Origin of the sequence: Streptomyces sp. NPDC013455, assembly GCF_040632975.1 — a bacterium.
Taxonomy (GTDB): domain Bacteria; phylum Actinomycetota; class Actinomycetes; order Streptomycetales; family Streptomycetaceae; genus Streptomyces.
On the sequence record NZ_JBEYCX010000022.1, the window covers coordinates 1 to 16570 of the forward strand.

At 72.3% G+C, this 16570-nt stretch carries 18 protein-coding genes; 6 read left to right on the forward strand and 12 right to left on the reverse strand.

All coding sequences use genetic code 11. From position 1 onward, the window contains the following. A partial coding sequence (locus tag ABZ576_RS28525) for a hypothetical protein (RefSeq protein WP_360746866.1) occupies positions 1-226 on the reverse strand: 226 nt, incomplete at its 3' end. A gap of 93 nt (positions 227-319) precedes the next feature. On the opposite strand from ABZ576_RS28525, the gene ABZ576_RS28530 reads away from it, so the two are divergent. Further along, entirely contained in the window at positions 320-1282 is a 963-nt protein-coding gene (locus ABZ576_RS28530) for a helix-turn-helix domain-containing protein (RefSeq protein WP_360746869.1), read from the forward strand. Positions 1283-1304: 22 nt separating this feature from the next. Here ABZ576_RS28530 and ABZ576_RS28535 read toward each other — a convergent pair whose 3' ends face one another. The 10 genes from ABZ576_RS28535 to ABZ576_RS28580 form a co-directional block, all read right to left on the reverse strand. Continuing rightward, positions 1305-2675, reverse strand: coding sequence for a cytochrome P450 (locus ABZ576_RS28535; RefSeq protein WP_360746872.1), 1371 nt, complete (start codon positions 2673-2675; stop codon positions 1305-1307). Continuing rightward, entirely contained in the window at positions 2672-3757 is a 1086-nt protein-coding gene (gene cyc1, locus ABZ576_RS28540) for an epi-isozizaene synthase (protein ID WP_360746875.1), read from the reverse strand. The genes ABZ576_RS28535 and cyc1 overlap by 4 nt, the downstream gene beginning before the upstream one ends. A 288-nt stretch (positions 3758-4045) precedes the next feature. Continuing rightward, positions 4046-4696: a peptide deformylase gene (gene def, locus ABZ576_RS28545; RefSeq protein WP_360746878.1), complete on the reverse strand. Its 651-nt coding sequence runs from the start codon at positions 4694-4696 to the stop codon at positions 4046-4048. A 73-nt stretch (positions 4697-4769) separates the two neighbouring features. Continuing rightward, positions 4770-5750: a hypothetical protein gene (locus ABZ576_RS28550; RefSeq protein ID WP_360746881.1), complete on the reverse strand. Its 981-nt coding sequence runs from the start codon at positions 5748-5750 to the stop codon at positions 4770-4772. Positions 5751-5850: 100 nt separating this feature from the next. After that, entirely contained in the window at positions 5851-7134 is a 1284-nt protein-coding gene (locus ABZ576_RS28555; protein ID WP_360746884.1) for a metal-dependent phosphohydrolase, read from the reverse strand. Further along, positions 7131-8435, reverse strand: a complete 1305-nt coding sequence (locus ABZ576_RS28560; RefSeq protein ID WP_360746887.1) for an HD-GYP domain-containing protein — start codon at positions 8433-8435, stop codon at positions 7131-7133. The genes ABZ576_RS28555 and ABZ576_RS28560 overlap by 4 nt, the downstream gene beginning before the upstream one ends. A 115-nt stretch (positions 8436-8550) precedes the next feature. Beyond that, positions 8551-8862, reverse strand: a complete 312-nt coding sequence (gene rsrA / locus ABZ576_RS28565; protein ID WP_360746890.1) for a mycothiol system anti-sigma-R factor — start codon at positions 8860-8862, stop codon at positions 8551-8553. After that, positions 8859-9554, reverse strand: coding sequence for a sigma-70 family RNA polymerase sigma factor (locus ABZ576_RS28570; protein WP_360747179.1), 696 nt, complete (start codon positions 9552-9554; stop codon positions 8859-8861). Before ABZ576_RS28570 ends, rsrA begins: the two co-directional genes overlap by 4 nt. 257 nt (positions 9555-9811) lie before the next feature. Then, on the reverse strand, positions 9812-10429 hold the full coding sequence (locus ABZ576_RS28575; RefSeq protein WP_360747183.1) for an alpha/beta family hydrolase: 618 nt from the start codon (positions 10427-10429) through the stop codon (positions 9812-9814). A gap of 13 nt (positions 10430-10442) precedes the next feature. Then, a complete protein-coding gene (locus ABZ576_RS28580; protein WP_360746893.1) occupies positions 10443-11258 on the reverse strand; it encodes an SOS response-associated peptidase in 816 nt (271 codons plus the stop codon). 50 nt (positions 11259-11308) lie between these two features. Here ABZ576_RS28580 and ABZ576_RS28585 point away from each other — a divergent pair, with 50 nt between their 5' ends. The 4 genes from ABZ576_RS28585 (at position 11309) to ABZ576_RS28600 (ending at position 14806) form a co-directional block, all read left to right on the forward strand. Further along, positions 11309-12031 (forward strand): M50 family metallopeptidase, encoded by a 723-nt coding sequence (locus ABZ576_RS28585; protein ID WP_360746896.1) that lies wholly within the window; start codon positions 11309-11311, stop codon positions 12029-12031. A 28-nt stretch (positions 12032-12059) separates the two neighbouring features. After that, complete coding sequence (gene aroA, locus ABZ576_RS28590; RefSeq protein ID WP_360746899.1) at positions 12060-13376, forward strand: 3-phosphoshikimate 1-carboxyvinyltransferase; 1317 nt, start codon at positions 12060-12062, stop codon at positions 13374-13376. Positions 13377-13387: 11 nt separating this feature from the next. After that, entirely contained in the window at positions 13388-14398 is a 1011-nt protein-coding gene (rsgA, locus tag ABZ576_RS28595) for a ribosome small subunit-dependent GTPase A (RefSeq protein ID WP_360746903.1), read from the forward strand. Between the two features lie 84 nt (positions 14399-14482). Further along, complete coding sequence (locus ABZ576_RS28600) at positions 14483-14806, forward strand: multidrug efflux SMR transporter (protein WP_208034153.1); 324 nt, start codon at positions 14483-14485, stop codon at positions 14804-14806. 78 nt (positions 14807-14884) lie between these two features. Here the strand turns inward: ABZ576_RS28600 and ABZ576_RS28605 are convergent, their stop codons facing one another. Continuing rightward, positions 14885-15490 carry a helix-turn-helix domain-containing protein gene (locus ABZ576_RS28605; RefSeq protein ID WP_360746906.1) on the reverse strand — a complete coding sequence of 202 codons (606 nt, stop codon included), beginning with the start codon at positions 15488-15490 and terminating at the stop codon, positions 14885-14887. A 135-nt stretch (positions 15491-15625) separates the two neighbouring features. Here ABZ576_RS28605 and hisN point away from each other — a divergent pair, with 135 nt between their 5' ends. Continuing rightward, positions 15626-16426, forward strand: a complete 801-nt coding sequence (gene hisN / locus ABZ576_RS28610; protein ID WP_360746909.1) for a histidinol-phosphatase — start codon at positions 15626-15628, stop codon at positions 16424-16426. Positions 16427-16570 lie beyond the last annotated feature (144 nt).

Consider the following 16570-nt stretch of genomic DNA (forward strand, 5'->3'; position numbering starts at 1 on the left):
CGCTGCTGATCCTGGCGACGCTGCTGGCCGACAACGCCGAGCCCCGCGGGGACACCGCGGCGTCGCCCGCCGGTTCGGCGGGGGCCTCGCGCCGCTCCGCCTCCCTGAGCTGACGGTCGATGCGCCGCTCGCGCACCACCCCGAGCACGGACGGGAGGACCAAGAGGACGAGGATCCCGAAGGTGACGAGCATTCCGATCAGGCCTTCGATCTGGTTTCCGTTCATGGACACCACTGTCGCGCCGGACACTCCTTACCGGGAGTGGCAGTACTGCCGCAGACCCTCGAATTCCTGCCAGTCCTGAGGCACACTGGCCGCATGCTGAAGAACGTGGCCGCCGTGCTGCTGGACGGCGTGCATCCCTTCGAGCTGGGCGTCGTGTGCGAGGTGTTCGGCATCGACCGCGCCGACGAGGGACTGCCCGGGTACGACTTCGCCGTGGTCTCGGCGGAGGGACCCGAGCTGCGCACGCACTGCGGGTTCACCGTGTCCACGCCCCACGGGCTGGAGCGGCTGGAAGAGGCCGATCTGATCGCCGTACCCGCCGGGGAGACCTATGCGGAGCGCGAGTACCCCGCGGAGCTGCTGGCGGCGCTGCGGCGGGCCGTCGCGCGGGGCACACGCGTGCTGAGCGTCTGCTCCGGGGTGTTCGTGCTGGCGGCGGCGGGGCTGCTGGACGGGCGGCGGTGCGCGGTGCACTGGCACCACGCCGAGCAGCTGGCCCGGCGCTACCCCCGGCTGCGGGTCGAGCCGGACGTGCTGTACGTGGACGAGGATCCCGTCATCACCTCCGCCGGCACGGCCGCCGGGATCGACGCCTGTCTGCACCTGGTACGCAAGGAGCAGGGCCCGGAGGTGGCCAACAAGATCGCCCGCCGGATGGTGGTGCCGCCCCACCGGGACGGCGGGCAGGCGCAGTTCATCGAGCGGCCGCTGCCGAAGGCGCCCTGTGACACGGTCGGCGAGGTGCTGGCCTGGATGGAGGCGCACCTCGACCAGGAGGTCACGGTGGAGCAGCTCGCCGCCCGCGCCCACATGGCGCCGCGCACCTTCGCCCGGCGCTTCCAGCAGGAGACGGGGACCACGCCCTACCGGTGGATCCTGCGACAACGGGTGCTGCTGGCACAGGAGTTGCTGGAGAGGACGGACGAGACCATGGACACCGTGGCGTGGCGCACCGGGTTCGGTACGGCGGCCGCGCTGCGCCACCAGTTCGTCCGTGCGCTGGGCACGACCCCGAACGCCTACCGGCGCGCGTTCCGGGGGCCGGAGGCCGCCTGAGCGCGCGCCGGTACCAGGTGCCCTACCAGGGCAGCGCCCGCAGCAGCAGGTGGTGCGGGCGCAGGGTGATGCCCACCCGGGTGGTGTCGTCGGACCCCTCGGCCTGCTCGAAGCGGTACTTCGATGAGACCGCCGCGGTGATCAGGCTCAGCTGGGCCATCGAGAAGTGGTCGCTGGGGCACTTGCGGTTGCCCACACTGAAGGGGCTCATGGCGTACTTGGGCACCTCCCGGGCCCGTTCGGGCAGCCACCGGTCGGGGTCGAAGTCGAGGTGGCCGGCGTAGGAGCGGGCGTCGCGCTGAATGGCGTAGGGGCTGTAGACGATGTCCGCCCCGGCCGGGATGCGATAGCCGCCGAGCGTGGTGTCGGTGACCGCGCGGCGCGTCAGAATCCATACGGCGGGCCTGAGCCGCATGGCCTCGACGACGACATTGTTGGTGTGCGTGAGCGAGCGGACATGCTCGAATCCGACGGGCCGGCCACCGGTCACGGATTCGACCTCGGTCCGTACCTTCTCGGCGTGTTCCGGGTGTTCGGCGAGGACCTGGAGCAGCCACATGATCGTGGACGCCACTGTTTCACTGCCGGGGGTGAGTATCGCGACGACCTGATCGTGGATCTCCTGTTCCCCGATGGGGTCGCCATTGTCGTCCTTCGCCTCCAGCAATGCCGTCAGCAAATCGTCCGGCTTTTGACCAGATGCCCTCCGCTCGGCGACGATCTCGTCCACCAGCAGATGCAAATCGGCCAGTGCCCGATTGAATTCGCGGTTGGCCGGAAACGGCAGCCGGTAGAGGGGTCCGAGCGGGATCACCATCCTGCGGTACATGCCGCGGAAGACACGGGCGAGGTCGACGCTGAGGCGTTCCGCGCGCTCGTCCATGTACTCGCCGCGCAGCAGGCAGCGGGCGGCGATGCGGACGGCGACCCGGAAGGACTCCGAGGTGCAGTCGATGGTCTCGCCGGGTTTCCAGCGCTCGGTCAGCCCGTGCGCCTCCTCCTCCATGACCGGGCCGTAGGCGGGTATCGCGTCCAGCCGGAACGCGGGCTGCATGGTGCGCCGCTGCCGGCGGTGCCGGGGGCCGTTGGCGGTGGCCACGCCCTCCTTCCCGAGCAGGCCCTCCAGGGACTCCCACAGCGGGCCGTCGATTCTGTAGTCGGGGCTGAGGGCCAGCGCACCGGTGAGCGCGGGCGTGGTGACGGCGTACACCGTCTTGGGGCCGAGCCGCAGGCGCACCACGTCGCCGTGGTCGCGCAGCCCGGACATGAAGGCGAGCGGGTCGCGGACCAGTTTCAGGCCGTGCCCGAGGACCGGCAGGGCACCGCCGGCCAGGGGTGGTTCGCGCAGTTCGGGCGCCTCGGGGGTCGTGGGCTTCACCGACTCGACGGTCATGACTCACCTGCCGCTTCGTTCGTGACGTAGGGGGGCGTGGAGCGGTCGTCCCAGCTGTCGACCATGTACCGGCCGGACTCGTGGTGGAACCAGTAGACGGAGCTGAACCAATTGCGCATGGAACCGACGCAGGCCCGGACGGCGGCGCTCAATTCCTTTCCGCGGGCCGTTCCGTCGTCCGCCTCGCGGGCGAGTCTCAGGGCGCCCCGTTCGGCGTCCAGGAATTCCCGGATGCAGGTGCCGACGCGTCGTCTGATTTCTTCGACCGCGTCCTCCAGGGACAGGCCCTCGTGAGTGATGAGACTGATGCCGAGATTGTGGACCTCGTCCCCCGCTATTTCCTTCGGAAGGGAGCAGAGGTCGTTGTACCAGGCGGCGAATTCCTGACTGAGCAGGGCCGCCCGACGGTAGGCCGGGTCTTTCCGTATGGCCTCCGGGAGTTCGCACCCGGCACTCGGTTCGAGCAGGTCCGTCCATATCCAGTGCGCGAAGGTGAGGCGGCGCAGCGCGAGATACTCCTCGACGCCGGGTATGTACCCCTCGCTGCGGTTGCGGAATTCACGGTCGTAGGCCTCGATCACCGCGTGGAAGTGCCGGGCGAACCGCTGGTTCCAGGTGTGCGGCAGGAAGCCGTACAGCCGCAGCACGCTGTCCGCGAAGCCCGCCACCAGCGGGTCCGGGTGGTGCAGATGATGCCTGGGTGCGTCGAGAGCCGCGTGCAGCCGGTAGCGCAGCCGCCGCCAGTCGCCCGTCCGGCCGTTGACGACGAAGCGGTCGTGGCGGTCGTCCCAGACGAAGAACCAGGCACTGTAGTCGGCTATGGCCTGGAGGACCTCGTCGGGGGCGGTGGTGTAGTAGCCCGCCATGAGGTCGGTGTAGCACAGTCCATCGGCATATTCCTGCACCTTGTCCGCCGGCATGAGCCGTTTTTCCAGGAGCCACAGCCGTGTCTTCTCCTGGAGTCTCGGCCAATACGGATGCAGTTGCCGGGGAAAGGCGGACTCGATCACCGGGAGTGCCAGTGAGGGTGGGACTACCACCGCCGTCGGTGCCGCTGTGGTGCTGTGTGGGAAAGCTTGCACGAACAAACCCCTCTCAGCCGCCAGGAGCGCATGCCCCTCCTGTTGTGCCGGGCGTGCGCCGTTGCGTATCCCCGCACTTCCATTCAGCACCACAACTGACCGCCGTGGGAACGGATTTGCTCCACTCACTACCCCACGGTGCCGAGAATCCCCCCTTGTGTGACTGATTAAGGATCACTAGAGGCGCGGAAAGATCGGTTGTCCGACGCACGAACGAGCGATCTGCGGCAACACGAAGGCGCCCGGCCAGGAGGGATCCCGGCCGGGCGCCCGACTGCCCCGAGCGGCTCAGTCGTTGGCGACCACGGGGTAGCGTGGCTCGTTCTCGGCCATCTGCCGCAGCGCGTCCTTGCGGTCCCGCTTCGACAGCCGGTCGATGTACAGGTAGCCGTAGAGGTGGTCGGTCTCGTGCTGCAAACAGCGCGCGAAGTAGCCGGTGCCGCGGACCCTGATCGGGTTGCCCCGCTCGTCCTGGCCGGTCACCTCGGCGTAATCGGGCCGCGCGAGCGCCGCGTACGCCGTGGGCACGGACAGGCAGCCCTCGTTGCTGTCGTCCAGCCGGCGCTTCTCGGCGGGCAGGTCGACCAGCTTCGGGTTGCACACGACGCCGACGTGCCGGACGCCCTCGTCGTCCTGGCAGTCGTAGACGAAGACCTTCAGGTCGACACCGATCTGGTTGGCGGCCAGGCCCACGCCCTCGGCGGTGCGCTGGCTGGCGAACATGTCGGCGACCAGCTGCTGGAGCTCCTCGCCGAACTCGGTGACGTCCTTGCACTCCTTGTGCAGCACCGGGTTGCCGACGACCGTGATCGGCCGCGAGGTGCCGCGCTCGCGCCAGGCACTCTCCCGCTCCTCGCAGTCCTCCGTGTCGACGACGTAACCCTCGTCGTCGACGGGGAGCACGCCCGCGTGCTGCTGATCGGTGTCCTGCTGCGCCATGACCGACGTACGCCTTCCTGCAAGCCTGGAAATCTCTGCGGGTACAGCCTAAAGGCGGCTGGTCGCCCAAGGCTCAGCAAACCTCTTCGAGATCGCGCCAGTCCCTGGAGTCCGGGCTGTCCGCCACCCATCCGTCCAGCAGCCCCCGCACCAGCGAGGCCGGCGCCGCCAGACCGCACTCGCGCTCGGGCACCCACAGCTGCCCGTCCGTCCGGTGCCCCAGCGGCCCGGGATGACCCGGCTCGCTGTGATCGTGCGGGTCGAGGTGCACACCCTCGCCCTCGTCCGAGGGCATCCGCGACTCCGAGCACATCCGGCACAGCAGCCGCACCGACGACGACCAGTCCTCCGCGGCGAACCCGGCGTCGGCCGCCAGCTGCTCCAGCGCGTCCCGGTCCGCCTCCGTGGCCGCCTCCAGCAGGACCACCCAGGTGGGGACGGGGGACGGCGCCCACAGCTCGATCTCGTCGAAGACCGGGTAGCTGTGCCCGGCGGAGGTGGTGCGCTCGCCGTGCGGGACGCCGTCGTGCAGGACGACCTCGCCCCAGCGCCGCCCGGACGAGGGAAGCGGGATGGAGAGGACCTCCAGCCGGGCGGGGTCCAGCCGACGGCCCCAGACGACCTCGGCCTCCCCCTCCGGGGAGAGCCGTACGGCAGCACTGCCCAGCTCCATGCCGAGCGGCTCCGCGGAGGCCGCGGCACCGCCGGGGACCTTCAGTCCGTACGCCTGCCAGGCGCGGCGGGCCAGCGGCCAGTCCTGGAGGGCGGTCGCGGCGATTCCGACGTTCCACCAGTCGGGCGCCCCGGTCTCCCGGTCGAGCAGGGCGACCGCGCGCAGCCCGGCCGCGCGCGCCTGCTCCCAGTCGTGCCGGAACTTGTGCAGCAGGGCGAGGTTGAACCAGGACTCCGACAGCCACGGTTCCAGATCGGCAGCGCGTGTCAGCAGCTCGCCCGCGTCCTCGTACCGGCCGTCGCCGATGAGTGTGAACGCCCGGTCGGTGGCCTGCCGCCAGGAGGCGGAGGGCCGGTGCCGTCCCTTGCCGAAGATCCTCACGATTCCCGCCTGCCAGTTCCAGTTCCGCACAGTGGGCTGGCTTGTGCCCCCGGACACCCTCTCCCTGGCATCCAACCACGTGCCGCGGGAAAGGCGCTCATTACCCATGGGTTACCCAGCCGGGAGCGGGATCAGACAGGCCGGTCCGCCGCGCCGGCACGCGCTCACGCGCTCCCCGCGGTCCCGCCAGCACCCGGGCCAGCGACTCCACCACCTCGGGAGCGTAGTCCCCCGCGGTGCCGAGCCGCAGCTCCTCCAGTGCGCGCAGGGGGCCTTCGGGTCCGGTGCCGAGGGTCTTCTCGTCGTAGGCGTTCACGGCGCGCACGATCCGGGCGGCGAGCGGCTGCTCGGCGTACGGGTCGGCCTGCCGCTCGACGACGACGGCGACGGCCGCGTCCACTCCGGTCTGCCGGACGACCGCCCCGCCGAGCAGCGCGATGCGCCGCTGCTCGGCGGCGGGCAGGGCGGCGGTGGCACCGGCCGGGACCGGGTCGACCAGGCTCAGCTGGCCGATGTCGTGCATCAGCGCCGCGTACTCCAGGACGGTCAGTTCGGGACCGGTCAGGCCGAGATCCCGGCCGACGGCGAGGCTGAGGGCGGCGACGCGGTGGGCGTGCCCGGCGGGGGTGCAGCCGGCGATCTCGGTGGCGCGGGCCAGGGAGGCGATGGTCTGCCGGTAGGTGGCGCGGACGGCCGCGTAGCGGCGCAGGGACAGCTGGACGAGCAGCAGGGGCAGGCAGAACACGGGGAGCGCCCACAGGCCGACGACGGCCATCGCGAGCGCCATCACCGCGCCGGTCGCGCAGACGGCCGAGCCGATGCCGAGCAGCCCGCGCAGCTCCTCGCGCAGCAGCGGGCCGAACGGCCAGCGGGTGCGGCAATGGGCGAGCGCGGCGGCGAGGACGGCGCCGCACAGCGCGGTGAGGCCGAGCAGGGTGAGCAGCAGCAGCGTGTAGGCGGGGCCGCCCCAGGCCGTGAACACGCCCCGGTTGAAGAGGGGTTGGAAGCAGACGGCGGCGAAGCCGACGGTGAGGACGCGGCGCGCCAGGTGGTCGACCGTGGGGGTACGGCCGGCCCAGATGTGCGGGACGGCGCCGAGCAGGGCGGCGACGAGGACAACGGTGACGACCTGCGCGGCACTGTGCTGGGTGGGCCGCCCGGCGTCGGGGCCCAGCAGGGCGTACGACAGGGAGCCCGCGGCACCCAGCGGCGCCGCCTGCCGCGCCGAGCGGGCGTCGCCCCAGCGGGCCAGCTCGCCGACGGTTATGAGCGCCCCGAAGGCGAGCGCGACGCCCCGGTCCTCCAGGCCGGTCCACAGGACGACGGCGAGGGAGCCGGCCGCGGTGAGCGCGGCGGCGCCGTGGATGAACCGCAGCAGGATCATCGGCGCGCCCCGGTGCCGGGGGCCGGCTCCGCGGACCGGAGGCCACACGCCGGTTCGTCGGCGGTGACCGCCGGGTGCCAGCCGGAGCGGCGCAGGGCGCGGTCGAGCGCGCCGACCATGCGGGGGTCGAACTGGGCGCCCGCGCAGCGCCGCAGCTCGGCGACGGCCGCCTCGACCGGCCGGGCCCTGCTGTAGCAGCGGGTGGAGGTCATGGCGTCGAAGGCGTCGGCGACGGCGACGATCCGGGCGCACTCGGGGATCATGTCGCCGGCCAGGCCGTAGGGGTAGCCGCTGCCGTCCAGCCGCTCGTGGTGGTGGAGGATGGCCGCGCGGGCCTCGCCGAGGAAGGAGATCCCGCGGACCATCTCGTGTCCGTACTCCGGGTGCAGCTCGATGATCCGCCGCTCCTGCGGGGTGAGCGGCCCGTCCTTGCGCAGCAGCCGGGTGGGCACGCCCAGCTTGCCGACATCGTGCAGGATGCCGGCGAAGCGGAGCACCTCGACACGGTCGTCGTCCAGGCCGAGTTCGCGGGCGATGAGCACGGACGCCCGCCCCACGCGCTCGCTGTGGCCGCGGGTGTAGCCGTCCTTGATGTCGACGGCCTGGACCAGGGCGCGGATGGTGGCCTGGTGGGCCGCGTGCTCGCGGTGGTACTGGGCGAACACCCAGCCGGAGACGCACATCGGCAGCAGCACGAGCAGGGCGGCGACCGGGCCGTACGGGCTGCGCCACAGCACGGCCATCATCAGGCCCGCGAGTCCGTGCACCGCGACGGGGGCGAGGCAGCGCACCAGCAGCCCGCGCCAGGCCCGGCGCGGCGGCACCAGTCCGGCGGCCGCGCGCAGACCGCCGTCGAGGGCGGTGAGCACCAGGCAGAAAGCGAGGACGGCGGCGCCCGCGGGCAGCAGGGCGTGGGGGAGGTCGCAGCCGGTGACGGCGTCCCGGCCGCCGAACGCGCCGTGCACCCGGGCGGCCGCCCACACCGCGAGCGCGGGCCGGGCGGCCCGCCACACCCGCCGGGGCGGCCCCGGGCGGTGCTCGACCGGACGGAGCAGGGCGGCGGGCAGCGGGACGAGCGCGGCGGCCGCCGGCGGCAGCAGGAAGGCCGCGGCGAGCAGGACGGGGTAGAAGGTGCCGCCGAAGCGGCGGTGCACGACGTGCTCGCAGACCGCGTACAGCGCGGCCAGCAGGGCCGGCGTCCACCAGGAGGTGTGTGCGGCCGGCAGCGGCACGAGGACGAGCACGGCCGCCAGGGCCACGGCGGCCACGTAGCCCAGTGCCCTCGCCGGTACCGCCTCCATCGCGCCCCTCCTCGCCCCGGTCCTGTCCGAGCTCGGAGCGTAGGGCGGGTTGCGGGGGCGCGGGGCTTATGACCTGAGGATTAGCACGGACGGGTGACGCGTTGCCCCACGGGGGTCAGGACTCCTGCTGTGCCGTCGGAGTCCTGGTCACGTCGTGCTCCGGCACGGTCTGCCCGGAGCGGATCAGCTCGATCCGCCCCATGACCTTGGCGCGCAGGTCTGCGGGCACGTCGTCATGCCCGCAGCACCGCTTGACCAGCTTCTTCACGGCCTGCTCCAGACCGTACTTCTCCAGGCACGGCGAGCATTCCTCGAAGTGGTGCTGGAACTTGTCGCGGTCGACGTCCGGCATCTCGCTGTCGAGGAACTCGTACAGGTGGTCGAGGACCTCACCGCAGTCCGTCTCGTGCGGCTCTCCGCAGCTCATGAGCCCGAGCCTTTCGCTTCGTTCGACTCTCCGGCGCCGGCCGGGACCAGTCCGCGCTCACGGGCGTAGTCCTCCAGCATGCCGCGCAGTTGGCGGCGGCCCCGGTGCAGCCGGGACATCACCGTTCCGATGGGTGTCCCCATGATGTCCGCGATCTCCTTGTAGGCAAAGCCCTCTACATCCGCCAGGTAGACGGCGATGCGGAACTCCTCGGGGATCGCCTGCAGCGCTTCCTTCACGTCCGAGTCGGGCAGGTGGTCCAGCGCCTGCGACTCGGCCGAGCGCAGACCCGTCGACATGTGCGACTCGGCGCGGGCGAGCTGCCAGTCCTCGATCTCCTCCGCGGCGGAGCGCTGCGGTTCACGCTGCTTCTTGCGGTAGGAGTTGATGAAGGTGTTGGTGAGGATCCGGTACAGCCACGCCTTCAGGTTGGTGCCCTCGCGGAACTGGTGGAAGGACGCGTACGCCTTGGCGTAGGTCTCCTGCACCAGGTCCTCGGCGTCGGCCGGGTTGCGCGTCATGCGCAGCGCGGCCGAGTACATCTGGTCGAGGAACTCGAGCGCGTCCCGCTCGAAGCGCGCGCTGCGCTCCGCGCTCGTCTCCGCGGACGCGTCCGCGCTGATGCCCTGGCCCTCGGGCAGCTCCGCCTGGCCGTTGTCGGTCCCTGCGTCGGTCCCAGTGACCGGACCCACCTCCTCAAGATCCCGGGCAGGACCGAGACCGGTCCCACTCGATTCGGAGGATAGAACACGACCCGTGCCCGCCGCCGCTCGAATAGGAGCGGTCTTGGCCGCGTGCAGCACCGTCCAGTCCAGGTCAGCACTGCGCTTGCGGGCCGGGCAGATGGTCGAACCCATGCGGCGGACTTCCTTTCCCCACGACGTCGGTGCCGAGGCCTCAGCACTTCTGACCGCCACAACAGCAGGTCGCCGCGCAGCATTCCCGGGCGTCACCCGAGTGACGCGATCCACCCGGCGACGCCCTCGGTGATGATCTCCAGCGCCCGGTCCTGGCCGATCTCCGCCCGCTTCGGCACGGCGAAGCCGTGATCGCCGTACGGCACCTCGATCAGCTCGTGGGTGCCCTCGGGGAACTCCTCCGGCCGCCCGAAGGGGTCGTTGCCGCCCTGGACGACCAGCGTCGGCACGCCGGTTCCCAGCAGCTCCCCGGCGCGGGACTTCTCCGGCCTGCCCGGCGGGTGCAGCGGGAAGCTCAGCGCGAGCACGGCGTGCGCGCCCAGCTCGGCGGCCGTGCGGCAGGCGACCCGGGCCCCGGCGCTGCGGCCGCCGGAGATCACCGGCAGGCCGGGCTTCGCCAGCGCCGGCCACAGTCCGCGCCACCCGGTGTCCAGGGTCTTCGGGGCGGGCGCCACCTTCTTGCCGGCGACCCGCCAGGGCTGTTCCACCAGGGCGACGGTGACGCCGTGCGCGGGGAGCGCCCCGGCCAGTGCCCGCAGGTCGCGGGCCTCGATGCCGCCGCCGGCCCCGTGGCTCAGGGCCAGCACCAGCCGTGCCCGCCGTGCCGTGTGCCAGCTGATCCGGGCGTCCCCGGCGTCCGTACCCACCATCTCTTCCGTCACGTCAGAAGAGTGTGCCCTCTTCCGGCGCCTCGAGCTCCTTCAGCAGTTCCGGGCCGTTGTTGCGGACGTTGCTGACGGCGGTGGAGACCGGGTAGGCGCGCATCAGTCCGGGCGGGGGCGGCGCGAGCAGGTCGCGCAGGCCGTCGGGGTCGGTGCGGGAGGGGTCGAGCCAGGCGTCCCAGCGGTCCGGGGTGAGCATCAGCGGCATCCGGGGGTGGATCTCGGCGAGGGCCTGCGGGCCCTCGGCGGGGGCGACGGCCAGCGGGGTCCGCTCCGCCTCGGTGGTGATCACCGAGCAGGTGACCCACCAGGCCCGCGGGTGGTCGTCGGGCAGGGTCCGGTCGCGCCAGAACTCGTACAGGCCGGCCATCGCGAAGACCGAGCCGTCGGCGGGCAGCACGAAGTACGGCTGCTTGCGCGGCCGCTTCTTCTTCCCCTCGACCTCCAGCTCGCGCTCCTGCGGGCCGGTGACCCACTCGAAGTAGCCGTCCGCGGGCAGGATGCAGCGGCGGGCGGCGAAGGCCCGGCGGTAGGCGGGCTTCTCGTGGACGGTCTCCGCGCGGGCGTTGATCATCCGGGCGCCGCCCTCCGGCGTCTTGGCCCAGGAAGGGACGAGCCCCCACGTCAGCTTGCGCAGCTGGCGAACCGGACGCGGAGAGTCCGCGTCTTTCAGGGGACGGTCCAGGACGGCGTAGACCTCCTTGGTCGGCGCCACGTTGTAGTCGGGCTCCAGGGTCTCCTCGGGCTCCCACTTCTCGATCTCGAAGATTCCGGCGAGATCCCCGGGCCCACGACTCGATGCATACCGTCCGCACATACGTGCCACACTGCCAGACTCCGTACGAGAACAGGGGGCCACGCAGACACATGGCCAGCCTCGCCGCCACCGCCCTGCCCGACATCTGGGACCGGCTCACCGGCACCCAGCCCGACCCCGATCTGTGGGTGGTCCTCGCCACACTGGCCGCCGGGCTCGCCGTCGTCGTCCCGCCCCCGCTGTGGCGGATATCCCGCAACGCGATCACGATCGCGCACGAGGGCGGCCACGGCCTGGTCGCCCTGCTCACCGGCCGGCAGCTCACCGCCATCCGGCTGCACTCCGACACCAGCGGGCTCACCGTGAGCCGGGGCAAGGCGTACGGGATCGGCATGATCCTCACGGCCGCCGCGGGCTACACGGCCCCCTCGCTGCTGGGCCTGGGCGGGGCCGCGCTGCTGGCCGCGGGCCGCATCACGCTGCTGCTGTGGGCGGCGACGGCGCTGCTGGTGGCGATGCTGGTGATGATCCGCAACGCGTACGGCGTGCTGACCGTGGTCCTCGCGGGCGGGGCGTTCCTGCTGGTGTCCTGGCTGGCGGGGCCGCAGGTCCAGGCGGCGTTCGCGTACGCGGTGGTGTGGTTCCTGCTGTTCGGCGGGGTGCGGCCGCCGTTCGAGCTGCAGGCGAAGCGGCGTCGCGGTGGGGCCGGCGACTCGGACGCGGACCAGTTGTCGAGGCTGACGCACGTACCGGCGGGGCTGTGGCTGTTCCTGTTCCACGCGGTGTCGCTCTCCTCGCTCATCGGCGGGGGCCGCTGGCTGCTGGAAGGTTGACACCGGGCCCTCCTTATACAGTGGCCCCATGGCCCCGAACACCTCCTCCACCGCCCTCTGGCCCGCCCCGCACGCGAGCGGGGCCGTCGACGCGACGGTCCACGTGCCGGGGTCCAAGTCGGTCACCAACCGCGCGCTGGTCCTGGCCGCCCTGGCCTCCGAGCCCGGCTGGCTGCGCCGCCCGCTGCGGTCCCGCGACACGCTCCTGATGGCGGGCGCCCTGCGCGCGATGGGCGTGGAGATCGAGGAGGGGGTGGGCCCCGACGGTACCGGCGAGGCGTGGCGGGTGCTGCCGAACGGCCTGCGCGGCCCGGCCACGGTCGACGTCGGCAACGCGGGCACGGTGATGCGGTTCCTGCCGCCGGTGGCCGCGCTGGCCGACGGTCCGATCCGGTTCGACGGGGACCCCAGGTCGTACGAGCGTCCCCTCGACGGGGTGATCGACGCGCTGCGCACGCTCGGCGCCCGGATCGACGACGACGGCCGGGGCGCGCTCCCGCTGACCGTGCACGGCGGCGGCGCGCTGGACGGCGGTCCGGTCTCCATCGACGCCTCCTCGTCCTCCCAGTTCGTCTCGGCGCTGCTGCTGTCCGGTCCGCGTTTCAACCAGGGCGTCGAGGTCCGGCACACCGGCGCGTCCCTGCCGTCGATGCCGCACATCCGGATGACGGTGGACATGCTGCGCGCGGTCGGCGCCCAGGTGGACACCCCCGAGTCGGGCGGCGAGCCGAACGTGTGGCGGGTGACGCCGGGCGCGCTGCTCGGCCGGGACCTGACGGTCGAGCCGGATCTGTCCAACGCGCAGCCGTTCCTGGCGGCGGCGCTGGTCACCGGCGGCAAGGTGCTGATCCCGGACTGGCCGGCGCGCACCACCCAGCCGGGTGACCGGCTGCGGGAGATCTTCACCGAGATGGGCGGTTCCTGCGAACTCACCGACTTCGGGCTGGTGTTCACCGGTTCGGGTGCGGTCCACGGCATCGACGTGGACCTCGGCGACGTGGGTGAGCTGACCCCGGGCATCGCGGCGGTCGCCGCGCTCGCCGACTCGCCGTCCACCCTGCGGGGCGTGGCGCACCTGCGGCTGCACGAGACGGACCGGCTGGCCGCGCTCACCAAGGAGATCAACGAGCTGGGCGGTGACGTCACGGAGACGGCCGACGGCCTGCACATCCGCCCGCGCCCGCTGCACGGCGGGGTCTTCCACACCTACGAGGACCACCGGATGGCGACCGCCGGAGCAGTCATCGGCCTGGCCGTGGAGGGAGTGCGCATCGAGAACGTGGCGACGACCGCGAAGACGCTGCCGGACTTCCCCGAGCTGTGGACCGGGATGCTCGGGCAGTAGGGACGTACACCATGCGCCGCTACGGCAAGCACACCGACGAGGACGACATCCGCAGCCGCCCCAACCGCAAGGGCAACCGGCCGCGGACCAACATCCGGCCCAAGCACGAGGACGCGGCCGAGGGCATGGTCCTCACCGTCGACCGCGGACGGCTCACCTGCCTGGTGGGGGACCGGGCCGTCATGGCGATGAAGGCACGCGAGCTGGGCCGCAAGGCCGCGGTGGTCGGTGACCGGGTGGCGCTGGTCGGTGATCTGTCCGGCAAGAAGGACACCCTCGCGCGGATCGTCCGCATCGAGGAGCGCAGCTCGCTGCTGCGCCGTACCGCCGACGACGACGATCCGTACGAGCGGGTGGTGGTCGCCAACGCCGACCAGCTGGCGATCGTGACGGCCCTGGCCGACCCGGAGCCCCGCCCCCGGCTGATCGACCGCTGTCTGGTCGCGGCCTTCGACGGCGGTCTGGAGCCGCTGCTGGTGATGACCAAGTCGGACCTGGCCCCGCCGGACAAGCTGCTGGAGCTGTACGGCGCCCTGGACATCCCCTACGTCGTCACCAGCCGGGAGGAGCTGGAGAACGGGGACGCGGCGGACCGGGTGCGCGCGCACCTGGACGGCAGGATCACCGCGTTCGTGGGGCACTCGGGCGTCGGCAAGACGACGCTGGTGAACGCGCTGGTCCCCGAGGAGCGCCGGCGTACGACGGGGCACGTCAACGCGGTGACCGGCCGGGGCCGGCACACCACCACCTCCGCCCTCGCCCTGCCGCTGACCGGCGCGGACGGCTGGGTCGTCGACACCCCCGGCGTCCGGTCCTTCGGGCTCGCGCACATCGATCCGTCCCGGGTGATCCACGCCTTCCCGGACCTGGTGCCCGGCACGGAGGGCTGCCCGCGCGCGTGCAGTCACGACGAGCAGGACTGCGCGCTGGACGCCTGGGTGCGGGAGGGGCACGCGGATCCGGCGCGGCTGTACTCGCTGCGCCGGCTGCTGGCGACGCGGGAGCGCACGGAAGGCGACTGAGCCTCGAGTTGTTTGCCGGGGCGTGAGTCCGGTAAGTGCATAATCGCACCGAGCCGGAGATCCGGACCAACGGGAGGACCGTTCATGGCGTGGCTGCTGGTCATAGTGGCCGGACTTCTGGAGACCGGTTTCGCCGTGTGCCTGAAGCTCTCGCACGGGTTCACCCGTCTGTGGCCGACGATCGCCTTCGCGTCGTTCGCGCTGGGCAGTTTCGGCCTGCTGACCCTGTCCCTGAAGAAGCTCGACGTCGGGCCGGCCTACGCCGTGTGGACCGGCATCGGCGCGGCGGGCACCGCCATCTACGGCATGGTCTTCCTCGGCGACCTGGTCTCGACCCTGAAGATCGTCTCGATCAGCCTGGTGATCGTCGGCGTCATCGGACTCCAGCTGTCGGGGTCGGCCCACTAGGGCACACCGGGGGGGGTGGGCGGGGCCGGGGCGCTCGCACCGGGAGGCGCGGAACACCGGCGGGCGGGGCCGGGGTGCTCACGCCAGGTGGCGTGGGAGCACCGCGTGGACCAGTTCGGCGATGCCGCCCTCGCCGGGTGGGGCCGCCACGCAGGACAGGGCGAGCCGGACGGCCAGTTCGCAGCAGCGGAGCAGTTCGGCGGTGTCGTCCGGGCCGGCGCCGGGACCGGCCAGCGCGGTGGCCGCGCGGTCCCGGACGATCCGCACGAAGTCGCGGGGCGCCGGCAGCGGCCCGTCCGCCCGGCGCTGCGCCGGCACCGCGGAGGCGGAGGGTGCGGCGGTGAGCGGCGGGGCGGGCAGCCACTCGCTCCAGCAGCCGGTGAGCAAGGCTCTGACCAGGGCGTTGTCCCGGGCGGCGGCGGCCGTCCACTCGGCGGTCGCGGTGAGCCGGTCCTCCGGCCCGGCGGCCCCGGCCAGGGCGCGCTCGACACCGGCGAGATAACCGTCGGCCTCCCGCCGCACCAGCGCCCTGGCCAGCCCTTCCTTGCTGCCGAACTCGTTGTACAGCGTCTGCCGGGAGACTCCGGCCGACACCGCCACGTCGACCATCCGCACCGCGGACCACGGCCGGCGCGCCAGCGCCGTGTACGCGGCGTCCAACAGAGATTCCCGGGCAGCAGGCATCCTCGCCTCCCTGGGCACGGCGACACTGGGCCCAGATTTGACGCGCTTGTATGCACTGTCAAGGGTTCGCGGCGGCCGTCCCCCGTCCGGCCCCCCGGTGGCCCGCGGGCCCGCCGGACGGATACCGTTCCCCACATGCCCGACTACCTCGACGACCTCCGTCTCGCCCACGTTCTCGCGGACGCCGCCGACGCCGCCACCATGGACCGCTTCAAGGCGCTCGACCTGAAGGTGGAGACGAAGCCGGACATGACCCCGGTGAGCGAAGCGGACAAGGCGGCGGAAGAAGTGATCCGCGGCCGGCTCCAGCGCGCCCGCCCGAGGGACGCCGTCCTCGGCGAGGAGTACGGCGTCGAGGGCAGCGGCCCCCGCCGCTGGGTGGTCGACCCGATCGACGGCACCAAGAACTACGTCCGCGGTGTCCCGGTGTGGGCCACGCTCATCGCCCTCATGGAGGAGGGCGTGGGAGGCTTCGAGCCCGTCGTCGGTCTCGTCTCCGCTCCCGCGCTCGGCCGCCGCTGGTGGGCCGCGAAGGGCCACGGCGCCTTCAGCGGCCGCAGTCTCACCTCCGCCAGCCGCATTCACGTCTCCCGGGTCGGCGGGCTGGCGGACGCCTCCTTCGCCTACTCCTCGCTCTCCGGCTGGGAGGAGCGGGGCCGGCTGGACGGGTTCCTGGACCTGACCCGTCAGGTCTGGCGCACGCGCGCGTACGGCGACTTCTGGCCGTACATGATGGTCGCGGAGGGCTCCGTGGACTTCTGCGCCGAGCCGGAGCTGTCGCTGTGGGACATGGCCGCCAACGCGATCATCGTGACCGAGGCGGGCGGCACCTTCACTGGCCTCGACGGCCGTCCGGGCCCGCACAGCGGCGACGCGGCGGCGTCCAACGGCCTGCTCCACGACCAGCTGCTGGGGTATCTCGGCGGGGGTCGCTGAACCGCCGTCAGGAAGCCGGGTGCGCGCTCAACCGCCCTCGCGCGCCCTCTTGTTGACCTGTGCTTTACCTGGCACTCTGAGCCCACCCCACTTGTGAACTTGTGAACCCCTGAACATTCAGGGGTTCCTAGGAGGTGGCCCCTT